Origin of the sequence: Paraburkholderia phymatum, from assembly GCF_038900715.1 — a bacterium.
Taxonomy (GTDB): domain Bacteria; phylum Pseudomonadota; class Gammaproteobacteria; order Burkholderiales; family Burkholderiaceae; genus Paraburkholderia; species Paraburkholderia phymatum_A.
Window position 1 is genome coordinate 25,832 of the sequence record NZ_JAYMRZ010000037.1, and the last position, 18,125, is coordinate 43,956.

The following is an 18,125-nucleotide window of genomic DNA, read 5'->3' on the forward strand; positions in this document are numbered from 1 at the left end:
GGTCAATGCCAATGCGCGGTGTTTCTTTCTTGGCGGCTGCGGCGAAAAATCTATGAATCGCGGCGAAGCGAACGTGGAACACGAGATTGCGCACGCTTGGCGAGTAGGACGCGCAGCGCCCCACGCACAGCAGGGCCGCATCCGCTGGGTGATGACAGCGTTTGAGCACCGTAGCGACGCTCGGAGGCAGTATCTTCTTCGGTTTCGCCGTTGTTTAATCGTCAAATGCGGCTGTGAATCTTACCCCAGCGCCTTACTGCGACACGAGCTTCGAGATGGTAAGCTTGACAGTTTCGCGGTTTCACGAAATGAGTGACTTCGGCCGTAAAGGCCGTTAATCGCCGTTTCGCCAAGCGCGGCCCCACGCTGCCCGCCAAGTGCTCAATGAGCATCGAGTTGATATGCGTTGGGCGGAGTTAGGCGGCTTGCCGCATAAGCTAAATCCGCCTCCTTAATTCGCCTTGTCACGGCAACTGCAGTGTTGCATATCCGACATTGTCGGATATGCAACACTTCCCCAGCGCACGAACGTGATACTTAGAAGAGGCCAGTTCAAAAAAATCCCTTGTGAGCTGTTTACGGCCGCGTCGTCATCAGGCTTAGCTAGACGCGCGAATGTGCATTGCGAATGGAAAATGGTGAGCTACAATGGGGTGCGTTCTTCACCAAAGGGTCGCTCACCATGCAGATGGAAAGCTGGGTTGGCACAATCGAGCGTGAATGGCATCAGTTGCGTCGCGCTGACCCCTCTCTTGATGTTGAGAAATTCTCCCGTCATGTCCTCGCTGCTAACAAGACGGGATTCCTGTCACCCGAGTCGCTCGCCGCGATCGCGAACGCGCTCCTGACCAGCACACTGGATGGCGCGGCTTGTCTGGGCCGCTGGTTACTCGAGCGCATCGGGGTGAACCGTCATCCGGCCTGGCGGGTAGCGATGGCCATTTCCTTGGTTACGGCCACAGGAGGTGAGGCGGACTTCGAGACCGGGAACGCGATTCTCGACGATGTGATGAAAGATGAAACCGCGGACAGTCGTCTGCGCGGCATGTCCGCTGCCGCGCTGGCCGATAGTGCACGGCTCGGGCGGGGTATGCATGTTGATGTGAGCCGTGCGCGATCGCTCTACGAGCAGGCCATTGAACTGGGCCACAAGGCCGCGGCACATAATCTCGGGCTTTTCTGGGAAGGCCTGTGGGGCGCGGACGACAACGGATTCATTCCGGATCGCACAAAGGCCATGCAGAGCTATCGACGCGGTGGCGACGACAAATGTTGCCAACGCCGCCTGGAAGCGCTGCGTTGAGTTCCTGCCGCCCGCCAGTCGTGCGGCTGGCAGATTTCAGGCGGCGCCCGACGGATATTTCGCATTATTAATAAAGGCAAGGTTGCGGAGAAGCGACTCTCCGTCCTCCGTGATGCGAGGGCGCACTGCTCCGCCCGCACGTCGCTCCAGTGCAACAAGCTGGCTTCAAGCAACGCACCAAGCTCTTCCCGATCAGCAATGTGATCGGCGGAGTCCTTGACCAGCATCAATGTTGCGAATTCGTGGGCGCTCAACACGGGATGCTCCTGACGCAAAGAGAGAAACGCCGGTCGCCAGGTTTTACGGCGACGGGCGCTGCATGACGCCCACGACCGTTGGCTGACTACCGAGGGCGAGGAGCTTAATCCCAAAATGTGACAGCATGAGGACGGCGTCGAATCCCGACATCGCCTCGTCTATAATCAGCATGTCCAGAATCAACGTCGCATGGAGCCGTATTTTATGAGTCAAGCCCGCGGGCGATATGCGGGATCCCGGCGCAACGGCCAACGCCAACCTTACCACGAGAAAAAGCCTCCACCCCAACGGCCGGGACCTCCGTATGTGAAGGCGCCGCCCCGAGACCCCGCCCAGACTGCCTCCATCTTCAAAACACGATCGTTTCAGTTTCTGGTCGATGCGGTAGGCGCAGAGAATATCGCCATTGCACTCGAATCGAGCATGACGCGCGTGGCCGAACTGATGAAAGGCGAGCGGTTCACGCCCGAGACCGCCTTTCACATGGAAACCACGCTCGGGTTACCGCACGGCTTTTTTGACCAGCCCAATCCTGCGCTCGCGGCCGAGACCATCGCCCGTCTGAAGTCACCGCTCGACTTCGTCCAGATCGATGAAGGATTCGACGCAGAGGCCGAAGCACTTGAGCCGGCTCCTGCCCGGACCGCCGACCAGCAACCAGTTCCTGAGGATAGTTTGTCCGAGGAAGCGCAAATGCCAAAGAAAGTAGCTGGCGGTTCGCCGAGAACCGTCAAGAATAGTCGAAGCGGAAAGCCCGAACAGCCCAAACCAGGAGTGCCGGTTAAAGCTTCGCGTCCGACAAACAAGCCGCCTAAAACGCCGCAACAGCAGCCGCTAGCATTGAGCGACAGCGCCGAGGTGGAAAATATGCGACGCGCCAACCTCCACCTTCTCACCAGTCGCAACGGATCGAAAGTCAGACTCGGCGTGGTCATGGAGATGAGTGGATTCAACATCGCCGATCGTCTACATGGCAAGAAGCGCATGGACAGTTTGGAAACAAACCGGTTCACGGAGCGACTCGGATTGCCAGTTGGCTGGTTAGACAGTCCGCGCACGGAAGCCGACATTCCAGAGTCAGTGTCGCGTCTGCTTACGCCTGCTCCACGCGGTCGCGCATCCGTTCAACAACATGAGTCGCCTGCGCCAGCAACGAACGATGGTGTACGGGGGAATCTCGTCGACGGGAAAGTGCGCACGAGGCGCGTGCGTGCGACCGCCCTGGATGCATCGGAAAGCCCCGCACCTGTTTCGGCGGACGTCGCGGAAGACACGGAGACGATCGTCGTCAGCCCGCGAGCTGATGTCAATGATTCCTCCGAGGACCTTGCCAGCCGTTCATTCGATGAAAAGGATGAAGCGGTGCCGGCAGCCACATCTGCACCCTCCGGGTCGATGCCCGAATCGTTGCCCGTCTCCGCGCACCCGCAGCAAAGTCCGGCTCCACTCCCCTTCGCCACCGTGACCAGCCTGGACAATCTCCACGGTATTGCACCGATAGCAGAAGCATTGATCAAGACGCTGGCGGGTAAGGCACGCACGGGTCGGCTGGACGAATTGAAAGCCCTGGAGCTTTTACAGCAGGCGGTCCTGTTGTAGGTCGTTGGCGGCGTCGATCGGCCGATCCGTCGTGAGCGCCAGGCCGTCTGGATTTGCGCCGAATTGCATGATGCCCCAGTGAGACGGGAAACGGTGGTCACCGTGACGCAAGAATTTGCACGACCATCAGATGATGCAGCCGCGGACGCCCGGAACGACGCCATTTGCTGGCAGGACTCTCGAGCCGTCCGCGTTCATCGGGCGCAAGCGGCTCGACGTTTGCCGGTTATGTGTCTGTTGTTGTCTGTCTGCCATGTCATGTTGTCAAGCCCGCCAGCGGGTTTTATGTCAAGCCCGGGCGTTTGTCCCCCTCCATTATGTCGTTCTGCCCCGCGAAGCAGCCGATCAACAAACACTTGTCGGCCTTCGCGAACGTTCGGCGGCAAGGAACGGTGCGTCAGCTGAAAATCGGTTTACCGCAATTCGCTAACGGACGTTGGACAACTGTACTGCTCACGTCAATGAATGAGTCGCTCCGACCCGTTGGTGCCAGTCGAAACATCGCAGTTTAGAGGGCAGGTACCCTATCTGCCACCAAGCCCCCTCCGGTCAGACCGATGGGAGGGAGGGGCACATCGCGTCTCAATCCTTCCTGCGTATTTGCGCGTCGGAATCCGGCAGAGTTCGGATCACATCGTCGTGACGCTCGTGCTCTTCCACAGGACGATCCACGACCACTTCACTATCTACACCGTCGGTTCCTCGCCCAAGCAAATGCAGCGTCGTGCACGGTATCTTTGCAGCTGAAAATTTTCTGCGCAGAAAATCGGCCTGAGCGCGATCGTGTGTCGTGAGGAATATCTGATATTTCCTCGCCAAAACCAGATTCGCAATCATGTCTGAAAACGCTGCCGCATGGACAACATCATTGTGTTGCAGAGGATCGTCCATGATGAGCGCAGACCATCGAGACCACGGAAACGTCAAGTTCGCGGCGCAAAGCATGCTGACTGCGAGCGCGGCCATCTGCCCTTCACTATGAACGAATTGGGGGTTAAGATTGTTCGCCTTTGGGTCGCCGCCGGGTCCTGCTACGGTCAACTGCTCGACTTTTCCCTTTCCAATCTTAAAGCCCAGTCCAACCCCAGGATCGCTGAGAATCGAGCGGTTCAACTTGTTCATCAAGTCGCTCATAGGCGCGAGGAATTGCCTGTTGAACGCCTCAACCCGACGCGTCACCTCTGTATTGGTATCAGCTGCAATGCGTTTCGCCACTGCGATAGCTTCTGACCTGCGCTGAAGCTCTGCTTGCTTTTGAACCACAGCACTGCGAATTCCTTCGCGATCCATTGCAGCATCCGCCTTACCCAGAGACCCACGCAACGCTTCCAGCGTAGCTCTGTGTAGCGTTTGCCGTTTCCAGGCGGACATGCCACTCCTCAACGTCTCCACACGCTTAACGACTCCCTCAAAGTCCGACCTCATTTTTGGCAACTCCAAGCCGCATGCTTGCACGACCTCGCCATCGATCTCCCTGCTAGGCAATGCCAACGTCTGCCACTCGCTTTGAAAGTGTCGCAGCTGACGAACAAAATCCTCCCGCTGCTCACCCAGTGACTTCACCTTCGCAGCGTGTTGCGCAGTTCTGAGGTCGAGTGCAACAACCTCGTCTTGAGCAGTTCCGACGGTTGCGCGTGCGGAGACGACATCCTCCGCACGCGCACGTTCGGCATCCGAGCGTTCGCTTCGCAACGCACGCAGAGCATCAGCGTCAATATTGCGGAAAACTCCAGCTGCCTCAGCAAGTCCCCCCAGACTATGCTCAAGTATCTCCAGCTTGCGGCCATTCTCGGAGACAGCTGACTGTCGATCGTCAACTAGCTGACGCGCCGATCTCCAAGTACGATCCGCTTCTGACCAAGCACGCGAAGCGCCGTCGACTCCCCCTATGACCGGCAAATGTAGTCTGCGCTCCGTCAAGCTCTGAGCACGTGTCAATACTTCACGACGCACTTCACATTGCTCACGGAGTCCTGCCAGACTTAACGGCTCATCAGATGAGGCCAGACCTACGCGCGCCAAGGCCAGCCGGAATGACTCATCTGCCCGCTCGCAGTCTTCACGCAACGCCTTCCTTTCACTTTCCTTCGAAATGAGTTCTGCTAGCAGTTGGTCTGCAGCTCCAACTCTCATTGAGGCATCGTTGCGTCGTATTTCAATCGAAGCAACTGACGGCGCGAGGCCTTCTATCGCATTGGACACACGTTCACGCAGGACCGATGCCGAGTCGAACTTGGTGGCGCAAACAGGACACTTACACGCGTCTTCCGCAAGGTTCGCCGCTATTGTTGCGACGGCACCTGCAAGTTCGTCGTATGACGACCGAGCCCGATTCAAATTCTCGGTTAGTTGCGCTAACTCAGCCGACTCCCTTTTTTGCTTGGAACGTGCCTTTTCTATCTGCTCCTGTAGACCTAGATTTTCACGATCGAATACTTCCGCCTTCGACAGGACCGTTTGTCTCACTCGCGAAGCATCTTCAGCGTCGCCAATGAGCTTTAGTCTCTGTGAAAGCGTTCCAACTTCGTTTCTGCACTGTAAACCCCGGGCATTCAGACGATCGGCAAGCGCTTTGCGACGCTCCGATCTCTTACGCTCGTCTTCGGCCTTTCTCAGCGTCTCCGTGGCCAGCCCAAGATTCGATTCCAACGTTGGACGTGTTTCGCGCAATCCTGCGGCCTTCTCACACGCTTCCTCAAAGCGCAAAAGAGCAGCAATCGCTTCCTGCGCTTTGACATGGTGCCGAGTTTGCTCGTCCAGTTTTCCGCGGGCCTGTTCGAGCCGCTCCGCAGTCGCTATGCGAGCTTGGCGAATCGCGTCCGACACTTGGCCGGCCGCATCGATGGCACCATCGACAGCGGCAATACCCACATTGATACGTTGGCGTTCACCGTCAAGAACGCGTCCGCGTTCGATTGCGACCGCACGTAGCCGAATACCTTCTTCGACAAGCGTTCCTAGCGCGCTCAAATCGTCCGAGAGTGTGTCATGAGTGAGCGAACCCTCAGGTCTTAAACTGAGGTTCAGTTGAACGCCAATGGCGGTCAGCGCGTCACGTAAGACCAGCGCTTCCACCATAGCCATTTCTTCGCTCAAGGCCCCATCAAGTCGCGCAGCTTCCCACTGTTCGTCCTCAAGACTGAGCATGCGCTCGAGTTCATCAACGTTTCGCTTTAGCTCCGCCATTTGACGTTCAAATGCTCGGGCCGGCAAGCTCGCACCGTGCCCATGCAAAGCTTTTGCAATGTCGGTCGCGCGCTGACTCTGCGCGGGTTCTGCAAGGTAGTCCCAACGTTCCTTGGCATCTCGATGCGTCAGACGGGTCAGTGTTGATTGGCCGAGAAAATGCGTCAGCGAAAGGTAACGCTCGAGATGCTTTATCTCCTTCCTCCATGCTGGAGACTGAAGGAAGCTCGTCACGTCCGTGACGCCAGTTGTGTCAAGCCCGACTAGTCTCCGGCGGATTAGATGCTCATCATTGAACCGTAGGGCAATCTCGGTCGGCCGATCTTCAGGTGCATTCCAGCGCCGCAGATAGCCCTGCTCGATGGCTCCCTTTGACTCGGGGAACTGGTTGATCCGATTCGTCAAGGCCCATTCAATCGCATCGAACAACGACGATTTACCTAGCCCGTTGGCACCATGTACGAGCAGCACACCTGGTCCTGTGTGCAGATCCACAGCCAGTTTCTTGAACCCACGAAATTCTGAGAGCTCAATGCGGCTCAAATAGAGTGGCATCATCCCCCCGTCTCCATAACTCCGATCAGACGTTCGACCATCGCGTCCGGGTCGTCGCTGTAATTGTCTGCAATGTCAACCCACGCCCGCGCCGCCGCGGCACTCAGGCCCTTTTCTTGGAGAACACGTTCAACGAGTTCCGCGTTGTCGTCAAGCGCTGCGTCCCGGCGTGCGCTGGCCAGGGCCCAAGGCTCTGACAGAAACGTCCGACCTCGAAAATCTTCGAACGACTTGTCAAGATCGTCGACATTCGGTAGCCAGACGAGTTTGCGGCAGACAGCTTCGTCCCGCTCTATGCGATCTATCTGCTTGCGCCAGTCCACTCCGGATGGAGGCTGAACTGCGACGAACAGTATGTGCGCATCGATAACCTCTTCGCTGCTCAAATATGAGCGAGCAATGATCATCTGGTTATGAACCGCACGTAGTTCGGAAAGCATAGTCTCATTGGGCCACAGATGTATCTCCGTCACGAGCACCGGAAACCGTCCAAGAGTTAGACCGAAAATGTGATCTGGAAGTCGAACATCGACATCTCCGTCACGTCCGCGAAAATGTCGCGACGTCAGCTTCGTGGCAACCCTCGCTTTCCAGTCAATCTCAGCAGCAACGTTGGTGAGGCGTTTGCGCATTTCATCGAGATGCATCTTGTTCCCTCAAGTTGATGTCTTGGCGCTCTCGCCAGTTGTCAAACTCACGCTTGACTGCCTCCTGCCACGCCCCAACGCCTGTATGCATCAGTTCACGCCATCGCCTTGCCGCCGTGATTACAACTGGCAGCTCGCGCGTGGGCCGATCCAATGTATTCGGGCGATCGCCGCCGTCTTTCACCGACCCTTTATTCAGGAACATGTCCTCTCTAGCTCCGGCAAGGATCAACGCATCAACATTCCACTTTTCTGCGTCCTCGACGTCGCTAACGGGAATTCCATTGATGAGTGTGCATCCAGAGCCAAGACACACAGCTTCGTTATCCACACCGAAACTCAAATTCCCAGGAGCACATTCGGCAGGCGCGAGACTTTCGCCTGAATGTGTCGCTAGCATCAGTACCAACGCAGCAATGAGGTCTGGAATACACGCTCTGTCTCCGTCCCAAGGATCCAGTCCCGCTGGCTCTACTTTGAACAGCAAGCGCAGAAAGCTGGCCTGAAGTTGCCTATCAGCCGTCAGGGCGGCCTTCCAGTTCCCCCAAGTCACGCCGATAGCGCCTGCAATTGATGGGTGAACGGCTCCGAGACCAGTACATACACCATCTTTGACCACCCCCTGCACGCCGGCATCCAACGCCTTCATTAGCGTAGCGTCAACCATAGCGGACAGCGATCCGGCCTCTGGCAGATCGAGCGCCGGATGCGGATTCAAAGTCTCCGTAATTCTCGAAATTGCGTCGAATCTACCCTGCCAGCCTTCAAAGAAACTCTCCAGAACGGCAACTTGTATTTGGCCCTGGCTCGCGCGAACAAGTCTCCGCAAGACAGTAAGGTATTTTTCGAGACTCTTGGGCGGGAGAGCGAAGACGAGTGTTACAAGCGTCGGCAACTTATCGATCTTCCTCGCCAAGTCGAGAAGATCGGTCGGCCCCTGCTGTATCGGCTTATGAAGAGCGGCGTCCCAGGATACTAATAGCTCTTTCTGCCACGCCTTCGCTTGAACCTGCCGGGCCGTCTTGGTTTGAATGTCAGTGCATGCGTCCGTGTATAACTTATCGAAGAATTCAAACGTCTCGACGGCCAACTGCGGCGGCTCGGCTAACGTTCCGTCATCTCTGATCAGTTCGGCATGGTGCTTACGGTAGTCATCGAAAAAAATTCCAAGCGGGCTGTAGCGCACCGCGGTGTTCGGTCCATGGCGAAGCACTACGTCGTCAACAGTAGCCGAAAACACGGCGGTGTCGGCTACAACTCCGCTCACGGTGAACTTAGCGTCGCTCTTTTGGACATCGCTGACGTTTCCGGCGCTGAGCGTGAAAATTCCGGGCAAAGTCTTCGCCGCCTCGAGAATTGCGTAGGCCATTACCTGATTAAGGCGTGAGGCCTTGCCCTTCCCAAAGACAGTCTGAGCATTGAAAGTCACTTGACGATCGGTACGCAATCTTTTCGCGTAATATTCGATCACGCCCCAATCCTGCATTACCGGAAGCAGACTTGTCTTGAATTCTGGTTCCAAATCGCCGCCCGGTTGTTTAACTCGCGAATCGGCTTCAATGGCGGCCCTAGCAAGCCGGTCCTTCCCAAAATTCTTCAGAAAATCGGTAGTAAAAGCGAAGTGTTCAAAATCTTCAACGAGGCAAGCCATCATGTCTGTCAGGCCACCGTCACCGCTTCCGCTGATGAAATAACTCTTGTTAGTGAGTTCAACAGATACAGCACTCGGGCCAAGGTCCCGCCAGTAGTCTATCGATCGAGCACTGCCACAGATCTTCTCTTCGCCAAAACCCATTGCCACTATCACGACGTTATAGCTTTGGGAAATCTCGCCGGCGTCAGATTTAAGATGAAGTCTCCATTCGCCGTCCTCGCTACCAATCCTAGTGACGGCGTGACTGACCTTGACATTAACCTTCTCTGGTCGATGCGCCGTGAACTCTGTCACCAGCTGATCGCGAATTTTTCCCGCCTCGTCAGCCTTCCAAGCGAGAAAAGGCAATACTGCGTGGCTATTCAAAGACCCACACAATGGCCACTCGTATATGTGAGGATGAAGGAAGCGCGTCGATTTGCTCTGCAGATGAAACAAACCTGTCGTACTTTCGATCAGGTCGACTCGACAGCCGAGCAGTCCACATCCGAATGCGGCGGTTATACCAGCAGCACCTCCGCCCACAACAGCGACTCGCGGCGAATCGCTAAAGCGATCTTGGCTATACAATGCGTGCACAAGTCTAAGTGCACGCACTTGCTGGGAGAAAAAGGTGATCCGGCGGTCTAATGGACCCAGAAAGAACAAATCACGTGCGCTCGGCGATTCGCTCAAGGTCAGCCACTTGTTGTAATCGGCTGGCGAAATTGACATGAATTCAGCTATTAACTGGGCTGCCAAACTTTTCGCCGCCATCCCCGAACTGCACTGTACGGCTGAGTTGTGGCAACTACGTGCCCGATTTCTTAAGGAAAACAGTGGTGCACAATTATCGCAGATAATGACCTTACGTTACGCACTTTTCTTGGTGGTCCCACAGAGACTTTATCGCGCGGGTGTCGCGCCTATCGTTCGTGACGATGCCCGTCTTTGCTCCTCGTTCAACTCGCGGCGAGCGGACAACTGAATTACTCGCTACGCATATCCCATCGCTAGCCGGGTGAACACAGATGGTCATCTCATTTATCCGAAACCGACCGACCTATGGATTAGGCTATCCCGCGTTGATCGGCCCCCCGTTAGCTTTGGCCGACAACTTGCCAGCGAGGAGACCGCGCGAATGGCCGTTCAAGCTTGCAACCGACCATAGCCCTTGCATTGGCTCGAACGGCGGCAGTGGGTCAGGTCGGGAGGACTCGTTCACCAATAAGGAAATCCGACGCTCGCCGACACCGGGTCGCGAATGTCGGCGAAGCAGTCCTAGAACGGCCACACGCTCCCGATCAGCCAACGTCGGCTTTAGGTCGACGACCTGCCCGTCGTCCCGCCGCTTTTGGTCGCGGAAATTTCCTATCGTGATCTGAACAGTGTGCGCGTTTGACGCGCGACGCAAGCCGTGAAGAGCCAAGGCACTCGCGCTCGCATAAAGCAGCGTTTTTGCGGGATTCTGAGTGGACAAGCGCCAGCTTGCCCACTCTCACGGCCCCGCCCACGGGCCGGCCGCGAATGCCTTGGCGACAAGGTGCTCGCGTTTGCATCAGGCAGCGTTGTTTGAGTGAGACCCAACGCAGCCACGCCCACCGACTACCGCGAACACCTTGACGAGGTAAGTCTGCGAACAATTATCGAATTCAGGACCGATCGCTCAATGCGTAAAACCCTGCCGAAGCAGGGTTCTGATACTTCACGCCGAGGCCGTGGATTATTATGCGGCCTTCTTGTGCGTCACATGGTGACTCACTTTATGAATGTGCTTCGTCGACTTGTGTGCGGGCGCCGGCGTCGTGGCGGTCGTGGCCGGAGCCGTAGCCGTGGCTGCTGGTGCGGTCGCCGCGGGTGCGGATGCCTGGGCGAACGCGACAGTAGCAAACAGGGATGTAATCAAGGCGGCAGCAAGCTTCTTCATTTGAAGTCTCCAGTGGTAAGGCGACGATTCATTGCGTCGTCCACTGCCATAACGCGTGGGGATTGGTTTCGTTGACGTCAGGTAAGAGGTTTTGTGAGCTTGTTCCGACACCACTGCACCTTCGACGTCATTGAATCTCCTTGCCTCTGACCGACCGCCGATACGACCACGCCAGCGGCGATCATGGCCGCGGATCGTCATGCTCATCGGTGCTGTACTTCAACGCGGGTTCCACCATGGGAAGTGGCGATGTCCACCCTGGACACGCAAAAGCGGCACTACTTGCCGGAATATTCGTTGCGTTGCTGGATGGCGAGAACCGCTAACCGAGATATCGCACGTTCGCCGAAGCGCCAAACACCTCGTTGATGATCTCGACCAGGTGATCGTGGTGACTGAGAAAGATCACCTGCATGCGCGTGGCCAGTCCCGCCAGCACGCGAAGCCCTGCCTTCGCACGCCTGTCGTCGAAATTGATGAACAGGTCATCGGCAACGAAAGGCAGCGCGGAACCACGCTCGCAATGCAGTTCGAGCGCGGCAAGACGTAACGCCAGATAGAGCTGGTCACGCGTCCCCTCACTCATGCCACTGATCTCCACGCGTTTGCCGCCCGCACGCACGGCGGCCAGTGCCAGCGGCTGGCTATCGTAGTCGACCGAAAGACGTTCGAACGCACCGAGCGTCAGCTCCGAAAAGATTGCGCTCGCGCGTGCCAGCATGGGCCCCTGACGACGCTCCCGATACCGGTCGACGGCCCAGCGCAGCAACGTGGACGCCGTCTCGACCTTGATGAAGCGTTCGGCCGCTTCGGCCATGGTGGCGAGCGCCTCCTGGCGTTTTGCTTCTGCAATCGCGGCATTCGCGCCGCCCGAGATCGCCGCCAGTTGCTGACGCGCCTCGGCCACCCTGGTCGCCATCTCGGCACGTGCGTTGACCGAGTCCGTCAGCGCGACGCCCACGCTCAGCAGATCGGCCTGGACCGTCTCCAGATCGGTCGCGTCGACTTCCTCGGCGAGTTCTTCGATGCTCAGTCCGTCGCCATCGTTGACGAGACTCCTGTGCGCCTGCCCGATGGCCTCCGCCAGTTCGCGCTTGCGGTCCGAACGCGCGATCAGCGGACGCAGCAGGTCAGGCTTGTCGACGGCCGCAAGCGCATAGAGCGGACGCAGTTGCGCTGTCGCCTCATCCACCTCCGCACGGGCGAGGCGAACGCGCTCCGACACGTCCCCCAGTTCGTTCGTCAGGCGCTGGGATTCGGCCTGCACGGCCCGCGCCGACGACAGACGTCGCGAGAGTTCGATCGAAATGGTCTTCGCATCCGCTTCCGGCATTGACACGCCGAACTTGACCGCGAGCCTGCTGGCATCTGCGGAAAAGTCCGCCAGGGCGGCGCGCATCGGATCGATCTGCGCGTTGCGGATAGCTGCGATTTCATCGAGCTGTTCGCGAACCGTCCTGGCGATTCCGAGCGCAGCCTCGGTCGCGGCATCCGAATCCGCGACGGCAGACAGACCCGCTTTCGTCATGGCGGCGGCCCATTGATCCTTCCAGTGACCGTGGGCATCGTCGTGCACGTCCGCCTCTCGACGCAAGCTCGCAACTTCGGCCCGAGCCGCTTCGATCTGCCCGGCGAGCACGCGCCGCGTCGTCACCGCCTGCCCGCGTTCGCTCACGTAGCGCTCGGCCATCGTGCACAAGTCTTCGAGCTCGGCCGGCAACGGGCCGCTCAGCCCCGCCTGGACGAGACAACCGGCGAGCCGTGCCCGACACGATTGGACCTCCGCGCGCTCGCGTTCGAGTTCATCCGTGCTCTTTTCGAGCGCTGTGGCGGCCTGCAGCGCGCTTTCGCGGCGCGTGATCCATGAGGCGATATCGTCGAGCGCCATGCCGTCCAGCTCCTGTTCGGATACGACCGACGCCCAGACTGCGTTGAAGCGCGCGAGGGCCTCTTCTGCCTCGGCAACGCGCTGGCCATGGCGCAGGGCTGTTTGCTTCGTTTCGAAAACCCGCTGTTTCAGGTTCGACAGTTCCGTCGCTTCCGTGACCGAGCCGACCTGCCGGTCGGACAGATCGTCCGCCACCGTCATTGCGGCTTCGAATTGCGGCGCGCCGTCCGCCACCGACACCGCGCCATCCCTGATCGCCGCCCATGCCGCGTCGCGGACCCCGCGCGCCTGCACAACGACCTCACCCGTCACGATCTGATGCGCCTGCTCGAACGAATCGTGTTCGGCAACGGCCAGACGTTCGCCCTCGCGTGCTTCATCGAGTCGGTCGCGTGCGCGCATGAGACGCGAGATGAGATCGTCGCGCTCGGCACGCAACGACGCGACACGTTCCGTCGATGGCAAGGTCATCGACTTCAGCTCCGGCAACGGACGGCTCCATTTGCCGAGCGCCGCAAGACTCGCATCCAGCGTGCGCTGTGCGTCGGTGGCGGCATCCGTCAACCGGCGCTGCGCGAGGTCGTTTTCCCTGTATCGTTGCCCGGAACGCAGTGCGGCCTGGACATCGTCGGGAACTTCCCCAGCGGGCAGGCTCTCCAGCTTGCGGCCAAGGTCGGCGATCTCTGCAAGCTTCTTTTCTAACGCCTGCTGTGCGCTGACGACCGACTGCTCAAGCTTGCCGCGGTCGCGCATCAGGCTCTCGACCGTATGCAACGCGAGCGCCGAGGGCACGCTATTACGCGCCGCCAGTTCGTCCCGGGGCCATTCGAGTTGCGCGCAGGCATCGGCGACCTGACGCACGAGCAACGACACCTGCTGCTCGAGGCGCGCGATGTCCGCTTCATGATCACCGCATCGGTGACGCGTACTTTCCAGCGCCTCAATTTCGCTCTGGAACCCTAGCGCGGCCTGATCGATGTCCTTGTTGTCGAGCGTGCCTTGCAGTTCGCCCGCGCGCCGCAGATGCACTTCGAGCGCGCTGTCGGCTGCCGCCAGTTTTCTCAACGCGCCTTGCAGCGTGGCGTCGGCATCGTGCGGCAGATCGATCACCTCGCCCAGCGTGTGCAGCTCGGCGGTCTTCTCCCGCCACACGGCAAGATGGTGCGTGACGCGGCGAATGCGCTCCAGGCGGCTGCGTTTCAGTTCCAGCTCGCCATGCCGGCGCTCTGCGGATTGCTTGCCTTCCAGCGCGTCGTCGACCGTCTCCTGCGCAGCCCGCCAGGCGGACGTCCGGACCATTGCAGCTCTCAGTTCGGCGCTCGCGTCATCGAGTTCCTTCTGCCCGACGTAATAGGCGCGCTCGCCTGACTTGCGTTTGCTCCACAGGCGGTCGGCCTCTTGCGCGAGCCGTTCCCGCACGGGACCCAGACTCGAGATGCCTGCCGCCGACTGGAATAGCACCTGCCCCACGTCGCTGGACGCATCAAGAATGCTCTGCCCGCCTTTGATCAGCGACGTGTGATCGAGGCAGAACATCTGTTCGAAGAACGCCTTGTCGGCCTCTCCGAGAAACGGAAAGAGCGCGTCCCCCGCGAGCGGCTCGCCCGTCGGCGCGGACAGGGACGCCTTTCTCGCCTTCGACCGATGAAACGCCAGCGACTGATCCGAATGCTCGATCACCGCGCCCAGCCGCAGTTCGCTCTGAGGATGAATGAAATCCAGCGGCGAGCTGTGCGGCATGCCGAACAGCAGTTCGGTAATCGCCGTCTTGATCGTGGACTTGCCGGCTTCGTTGGGTCCGACGAGAAAGTGAAAATCGTGCGACGAGCGGGGAAACGCCACCGCTTCATCGGAGAACTTGCCGTAGCGGATCAGTTCGAGCTTGCCAATGCGCATGGTTCAGTTCGCCTTCGCCACCTGTTCAACCAGCCCGGCGCGCACTGCACGCACCAGTCCCGTCAGTTCGCCGTTGCGCACATCGAAGAGCGCCGGCACCATCTCCTGCAGTTCGTGAGGCGAATGCGTCGCCAGCCCGATCAGCCGCTCTTTCAGCATCGCGAGAAACTCCGGATCGGACTCGGCTTCGACGAGCAGGTTATGCAGATCTACGATGGCATCCGCGCGATCGAGCACGGCATTGCTATCGCCGAGCGGGCTCGTCTCGATGCGTACTTTCTCCAGCCACAGACGGTCGTGGCTGAGACCCGCGATCTGCGCAAGCACTTCGGCGCGCAATTGCGGCTCGAGTCCGAACAGGTCGCCATGCGCCGCAGTCATTCCCGTGACCGTCACGCGGACGGCATGCGGCACCGTCGCCGACGCCGATTCCGCGAGCATCTCCAGATGGATACCAACCGCGCGCGCGACATCGTTGAGCGTCGCGCAAGCCGAGGCATCGACCTCCACCGCTTCCCAACGCAGCACATCGACGAAGAGGCGCTCGATTTCGATCTCGCCCGAATCGTCCACCGTCACCATCACGGCGCCGCGACGCCCGGTCTCGCGGATATTGCGGCCTTGCAGATTGCCCGGGAATACGACCGTCGACCGGTCCTGCCACATCGCAAACTCGTGCACGTGCCCGAGCGCCCAGTAGTGATAGCCCTTGCCATGCAGTTCCGCCAGTGAGCACGGCGCATAGCTCGCGTGGGCCGCATTGCCTTCGAGCGCCGTGTGCAGCACGCCGATATTGAAGTAGCCGGAAACAGGCGGCGGGTAGCCCGTGACGAGGTTTGCGGTAGTCTCCCGTTCCTTGAAGCTGTGCCCGTGCAACGCGACCTTCAGCGCGTCGATCTTGAACGTCTCCGCCTTGCGTGTCGAGAACGTGCGGACGTTCTCGGGCAGTTGCAGTTGCTTCGTCATCTCGCTTTCGGCGTCGTGATTGCCGAACAGGACGAACACGGGAATCTCCGCGCGTCGCAGCCGGCCCATCTCCCTGCAGAAAAAGATGCCCGTGTTGTGGTCGCGCCAGGTGCCGTCGTACAGGTCGCCCGCGATCACCATGAAGTCGACAGATTCGTCGATGGCGATCGTCACCAGCGACGAGAACGCCTCGCGCGTCGAATTGCGCAGCATCGCCGCGGGCGCGTCCGCATAGGCACTCAGGCCGTGAAGCGGACTGTCGAGATGAATATCCGCTGCATGGATAAACCGCATGTTCACTCCCCGATTGAACGATTAGCCGCCGACGTGCACAGCCGTGGCCCGCCGATGCCGGACGTCGATTCTAAGCGAAACGCTAGCTGGTCTATGAAACCGGACGGACCGCGAGCAAGAGATCGATCGGGTAAGGATTTCGGACGCACGGGGCGCGCGAACAACTGGAGTCCCTGAACTCGGCGCCTGTGTTAGCGGTCGGGAGACTTACCGTCTTTTTCCAGCCGCTGCGCCGAATCCAGGTGATGCCCCCCTCATTCGCAGACCGGTTCAAGAGAGAGAGAGAAGCTCGCCAACCGAATCCGGGTACTTGCGCGTGTGTTCAGAACTTCATACTGAAAATCGTTCAAACGTCCGCATCGATCGACGGGATTCTGGCGTCCGCGGACCCGAAATTCCCGTCCGGCCGCACGTGCGTGAGCAGAGGCTCGACGCCTCCATCCAGCAGTCGCGCGTGCAGTCGACAAGCACCATCATTGCGTTCGCTGATGCGCCGAAGATCCCGTCAGGAACGGTATGCCGACGGAAGAGCGTTCTATACGTCCCGCCCGCAGTAGCGGCAAACATTGGCGTCCTGCTTGATGAATTCCGCGCAATGTCGGCACTTCTTCATCCCATCGGCGAGTTGCTGCCGCTCGATACCTGCCTGATTCGACTTCATCAACAAGGAATGTGGAAGCGCCACGATGAAAATTGCGGCGCCATAAATCCACCATGCGCCAAACGAACGCCCTTTGCCTTTTGCAATTGCTGCCGGAATCAAACCAATCAGCGCTGCCACCACCAGAAATCCCATGCTCCGCTCCCCGTCTTAACGTTCGTAGGTTTTCCCGTCAGTCGAAATCTCGTAAAGCCACTGGCTATATGGAAGTCGCATCAGAATGGTCGACTTTTCGAAGACCGTGCCCATCACCACAGCACGACAGAGAAGGCTAACGCCACCCTGAATGCGCTCGCACATTGCGTCAGCGCTGTCTACAAATCTGGTGGAACTCAACCTGCCGATCACAACGGTCCGCCCTTCGGGTAACGCGCCGATCGGTGGAACAATAAACAGAGTGATCTGACTGCACGCCACGGCGGCAGCAGCCACAACTATCGCCAGAACTATCAGCCATGTCTTTGTCATCGAATTCGCCAGGGGATTTAATCAAAGTTATCGGCGCCGAGCCTCGAAATCTTGAGACTTGCGGCTCAGACGTTGCGCGTCTGGTGAGCCTCACCCGTCAGTGATGCTCTCTGTCACGAACTGATGGAAGGGTTGGAGCAGTCGGTACATCAGGTTCGGGGCTTTGCGCTACGTCACTAGCGACTTCGGGAGCTACCGCAGGCGCTGCAAGCGTTACGTTCGCCTGCGCCTGAGGACCGCCGGATAACTTTGTGCTCCCTGTCTGTGCAGTATCTGTTGACGGTTTTTCGTCACCGGCGCTCGATGCCGCCGCACCGGACAGATTTGCGTCATTGAGAGTCGGCTCAGGCGCACTGGCGGCAGTGACCGGCTCGACCGCCTGCACTTCAGGAGCGCCCGTCGCCCGAACGTCGGCCGCAGGATGCGACTCCTTCTTGCCTCCAAAAATGGCCATCGCCGCGAGGAATACCACAACTGCTCCGATCCCCGCACCTGCCTTCTTCGTATCAGTGCTTCTGCATTCAGGGCACCGCACTGACAGTGATCGCCCCTTCGGATACCACGTGTGACCGCACGAACCGCATTTGTTGAGCGGCCGCTTTGTAGCGCGCGTTGTCATTTTCCCCGATGCCTCTCAGTCTTGTATTTTGTTGGTGCCGCTTAACATCATTGGCCGCAGCTCATTCCCATATCCTGGTAGCCGTAGTTGCACTCATAGCGATTTCCATCTCCCGCGAGGTGAGCATTTGCCGGAATGAAAACAGGCGCGCAGCGGTCCACCGTAAAGTGGTACCCGAAATTGCATACCCATCCCGACGCGGTGTTTGCTGGATGAGCATTAACG

10 protein-coding genes and 1 pseudogene are annotated in these 18,125 nt (G+C 58.9%); 2 read left to right on the forward strand and 9 right to left on the reverse strand.

All coding sequences use genetic code 11. The annotated features are described in order from the left end of the window. Positions 1 to 628 precede the first annotated feature (628 nt). On the forward strand, positions 629 to 1,303 hold the full coding sequence (locus VSR68_RS39465) for a sel1 repeat family protein (RefSeq protein WP_342937468.1): 675 nt from the start codon (positions 629 to 631) through the stop codon (positions 1,301 to 1,303). 36 nt (positions 1,304 to 1,339) lie between these two features. Here VSR68_RS39465 and VSR68_RS39470 read toward each other — a convergent pair. Further along, a pseudogene (locus VSR68_RS39470) lies at positions 1,340 to 1,560 on the reverse strand (hypothetical protein). Positions 1,561 to 1,765: 205 nt separating this feature from the next. Here VSR68_RS39470 and VSR68_RS39475 point away from each other — a divergent pair. Beyond that, positions 1,766 to 3,160 carry a hypothetical protein gene (locus VSR68_RS39475; protein WP_342944920.1) on the forward strand — a complete coding sequence of 465 codons (1,395 nt, stop codon included), beginning with the start codon at positions 1,766 to 1,768 and terminating at the stop codon, positions 3,158 to 3,160. A 582-nt stretch (positions 3,161 to 3,742) separates the two neighbouring features. Here the strand turns inward: VSR68_RS39475 and VSR68_RS39480 are convergent. The 8 genes from VSR68_RS39480 to VSR68_RS39515 form a co-directional block, all read right to left on the reverse strand. Further along, the gene (locus tag VSR68_RS39480) at positions 3,743 to 6,904 is read right to left on the reverse strand and encodes an AAA family ATPase (protein ID WP_342944921.1); all 3,162 of its coding nucleotides are present in this window, start codon (positions 6,902 to 6,904) and stop codon (positions 3,743 to 3,745) included. Next, the gene (locus tag VSR68_RS39485) at positions 6,901 to 7,548 is read right to left on the reverse strand and encodes an ABC-three component system middle component 1 (RefSeq protein ID WP_342944922.1); all 648 of its coding nucleotides are present in this window, start codon (positions 7,546 to 7,548) and stop codon (positions 6,901 to 6,903) included. Before VSR68_RS39485 ends, VSR68_RS39480 begins: the two co-directional genes overlap by 4 nt. Continuing rightward, on the reverse strand, positions 7,535 to 9,958 hold the full coding sequence (locus tag VSR68_RS39490; RefSeq protein WP_342944923.1) for an ABC-three component system protein: 2,424 nt from the start codon (positions 9,956 to 9,958) through the stop codon (positions 7,535 to 7,537). The genes VSR68_RS39485 and VSR68_RS39490 overlap by 14 nt, the downstream gene beginning before the upstream one ends. 949 nt (positions 9,959 to 10,907) lie before the next feature. Beyond that, on the reverse strand, positions 10,908 to 11,108 hold the full coding sequence (locus VSR68_RS39495; RefSeq protein ID WP_342937461.1) for a hypothetical protein: 201 nt from the start codon (positions 11,106 to 11,108) through the stop codon (positions 10,908 to 10,910). Between the two features lie 322 nt (positions 11,109 to 11,430). After that, positions 11,431 to 14,892, reverse strand: a complete 3,462-nt coding sequence (locus VSR68_RS39500) for an ATP-binding protein (protein ID WP_342944924.1) — start codon at positions 14,890 to 14,892, stop codon at positions 11,431 to 11,433. Between the two features lie 3 nt (positions 14,893 to 14,895). Further along, positions 14,896 to 16,152 (reverse strand): DNA repair exonuclease, encoded by a 1,257-nt coding sequence (locus VSR68_RS39505; RefSeq protein ID WP_342937459.1) that lies wholly within the window; start codon positions 16,150 to 16,152, stop codon positions 14,896 to 14,898. A gap of 535 nt (positions 16,153 to 16,687) precedes the next feature. Continuing rightward, a complete protein-coding gene (locus VSR68_RS39510; RefSeq protein WP_090872349.1) occupies positions 16,688 to 16,948 on the reverse strand; it encodes a hypothetical protein in 261 nt (86 codons plus the stop codon). A gap of 15 nt (positions 16,949 to 16,963) precedes the next feature. After that, complete coding sequence (locus VSR68_RS39515) at positions 16,964 to 17,281, reverse strand: hypothetical protein (protein ID WP_090872347.1); 318 nt, start codon at positions 17,279 to 17,281, stop codon at positions 16,964 to 16,966. Positions 17,282 to 18,125: the final 844 nt, after the last annotated feature.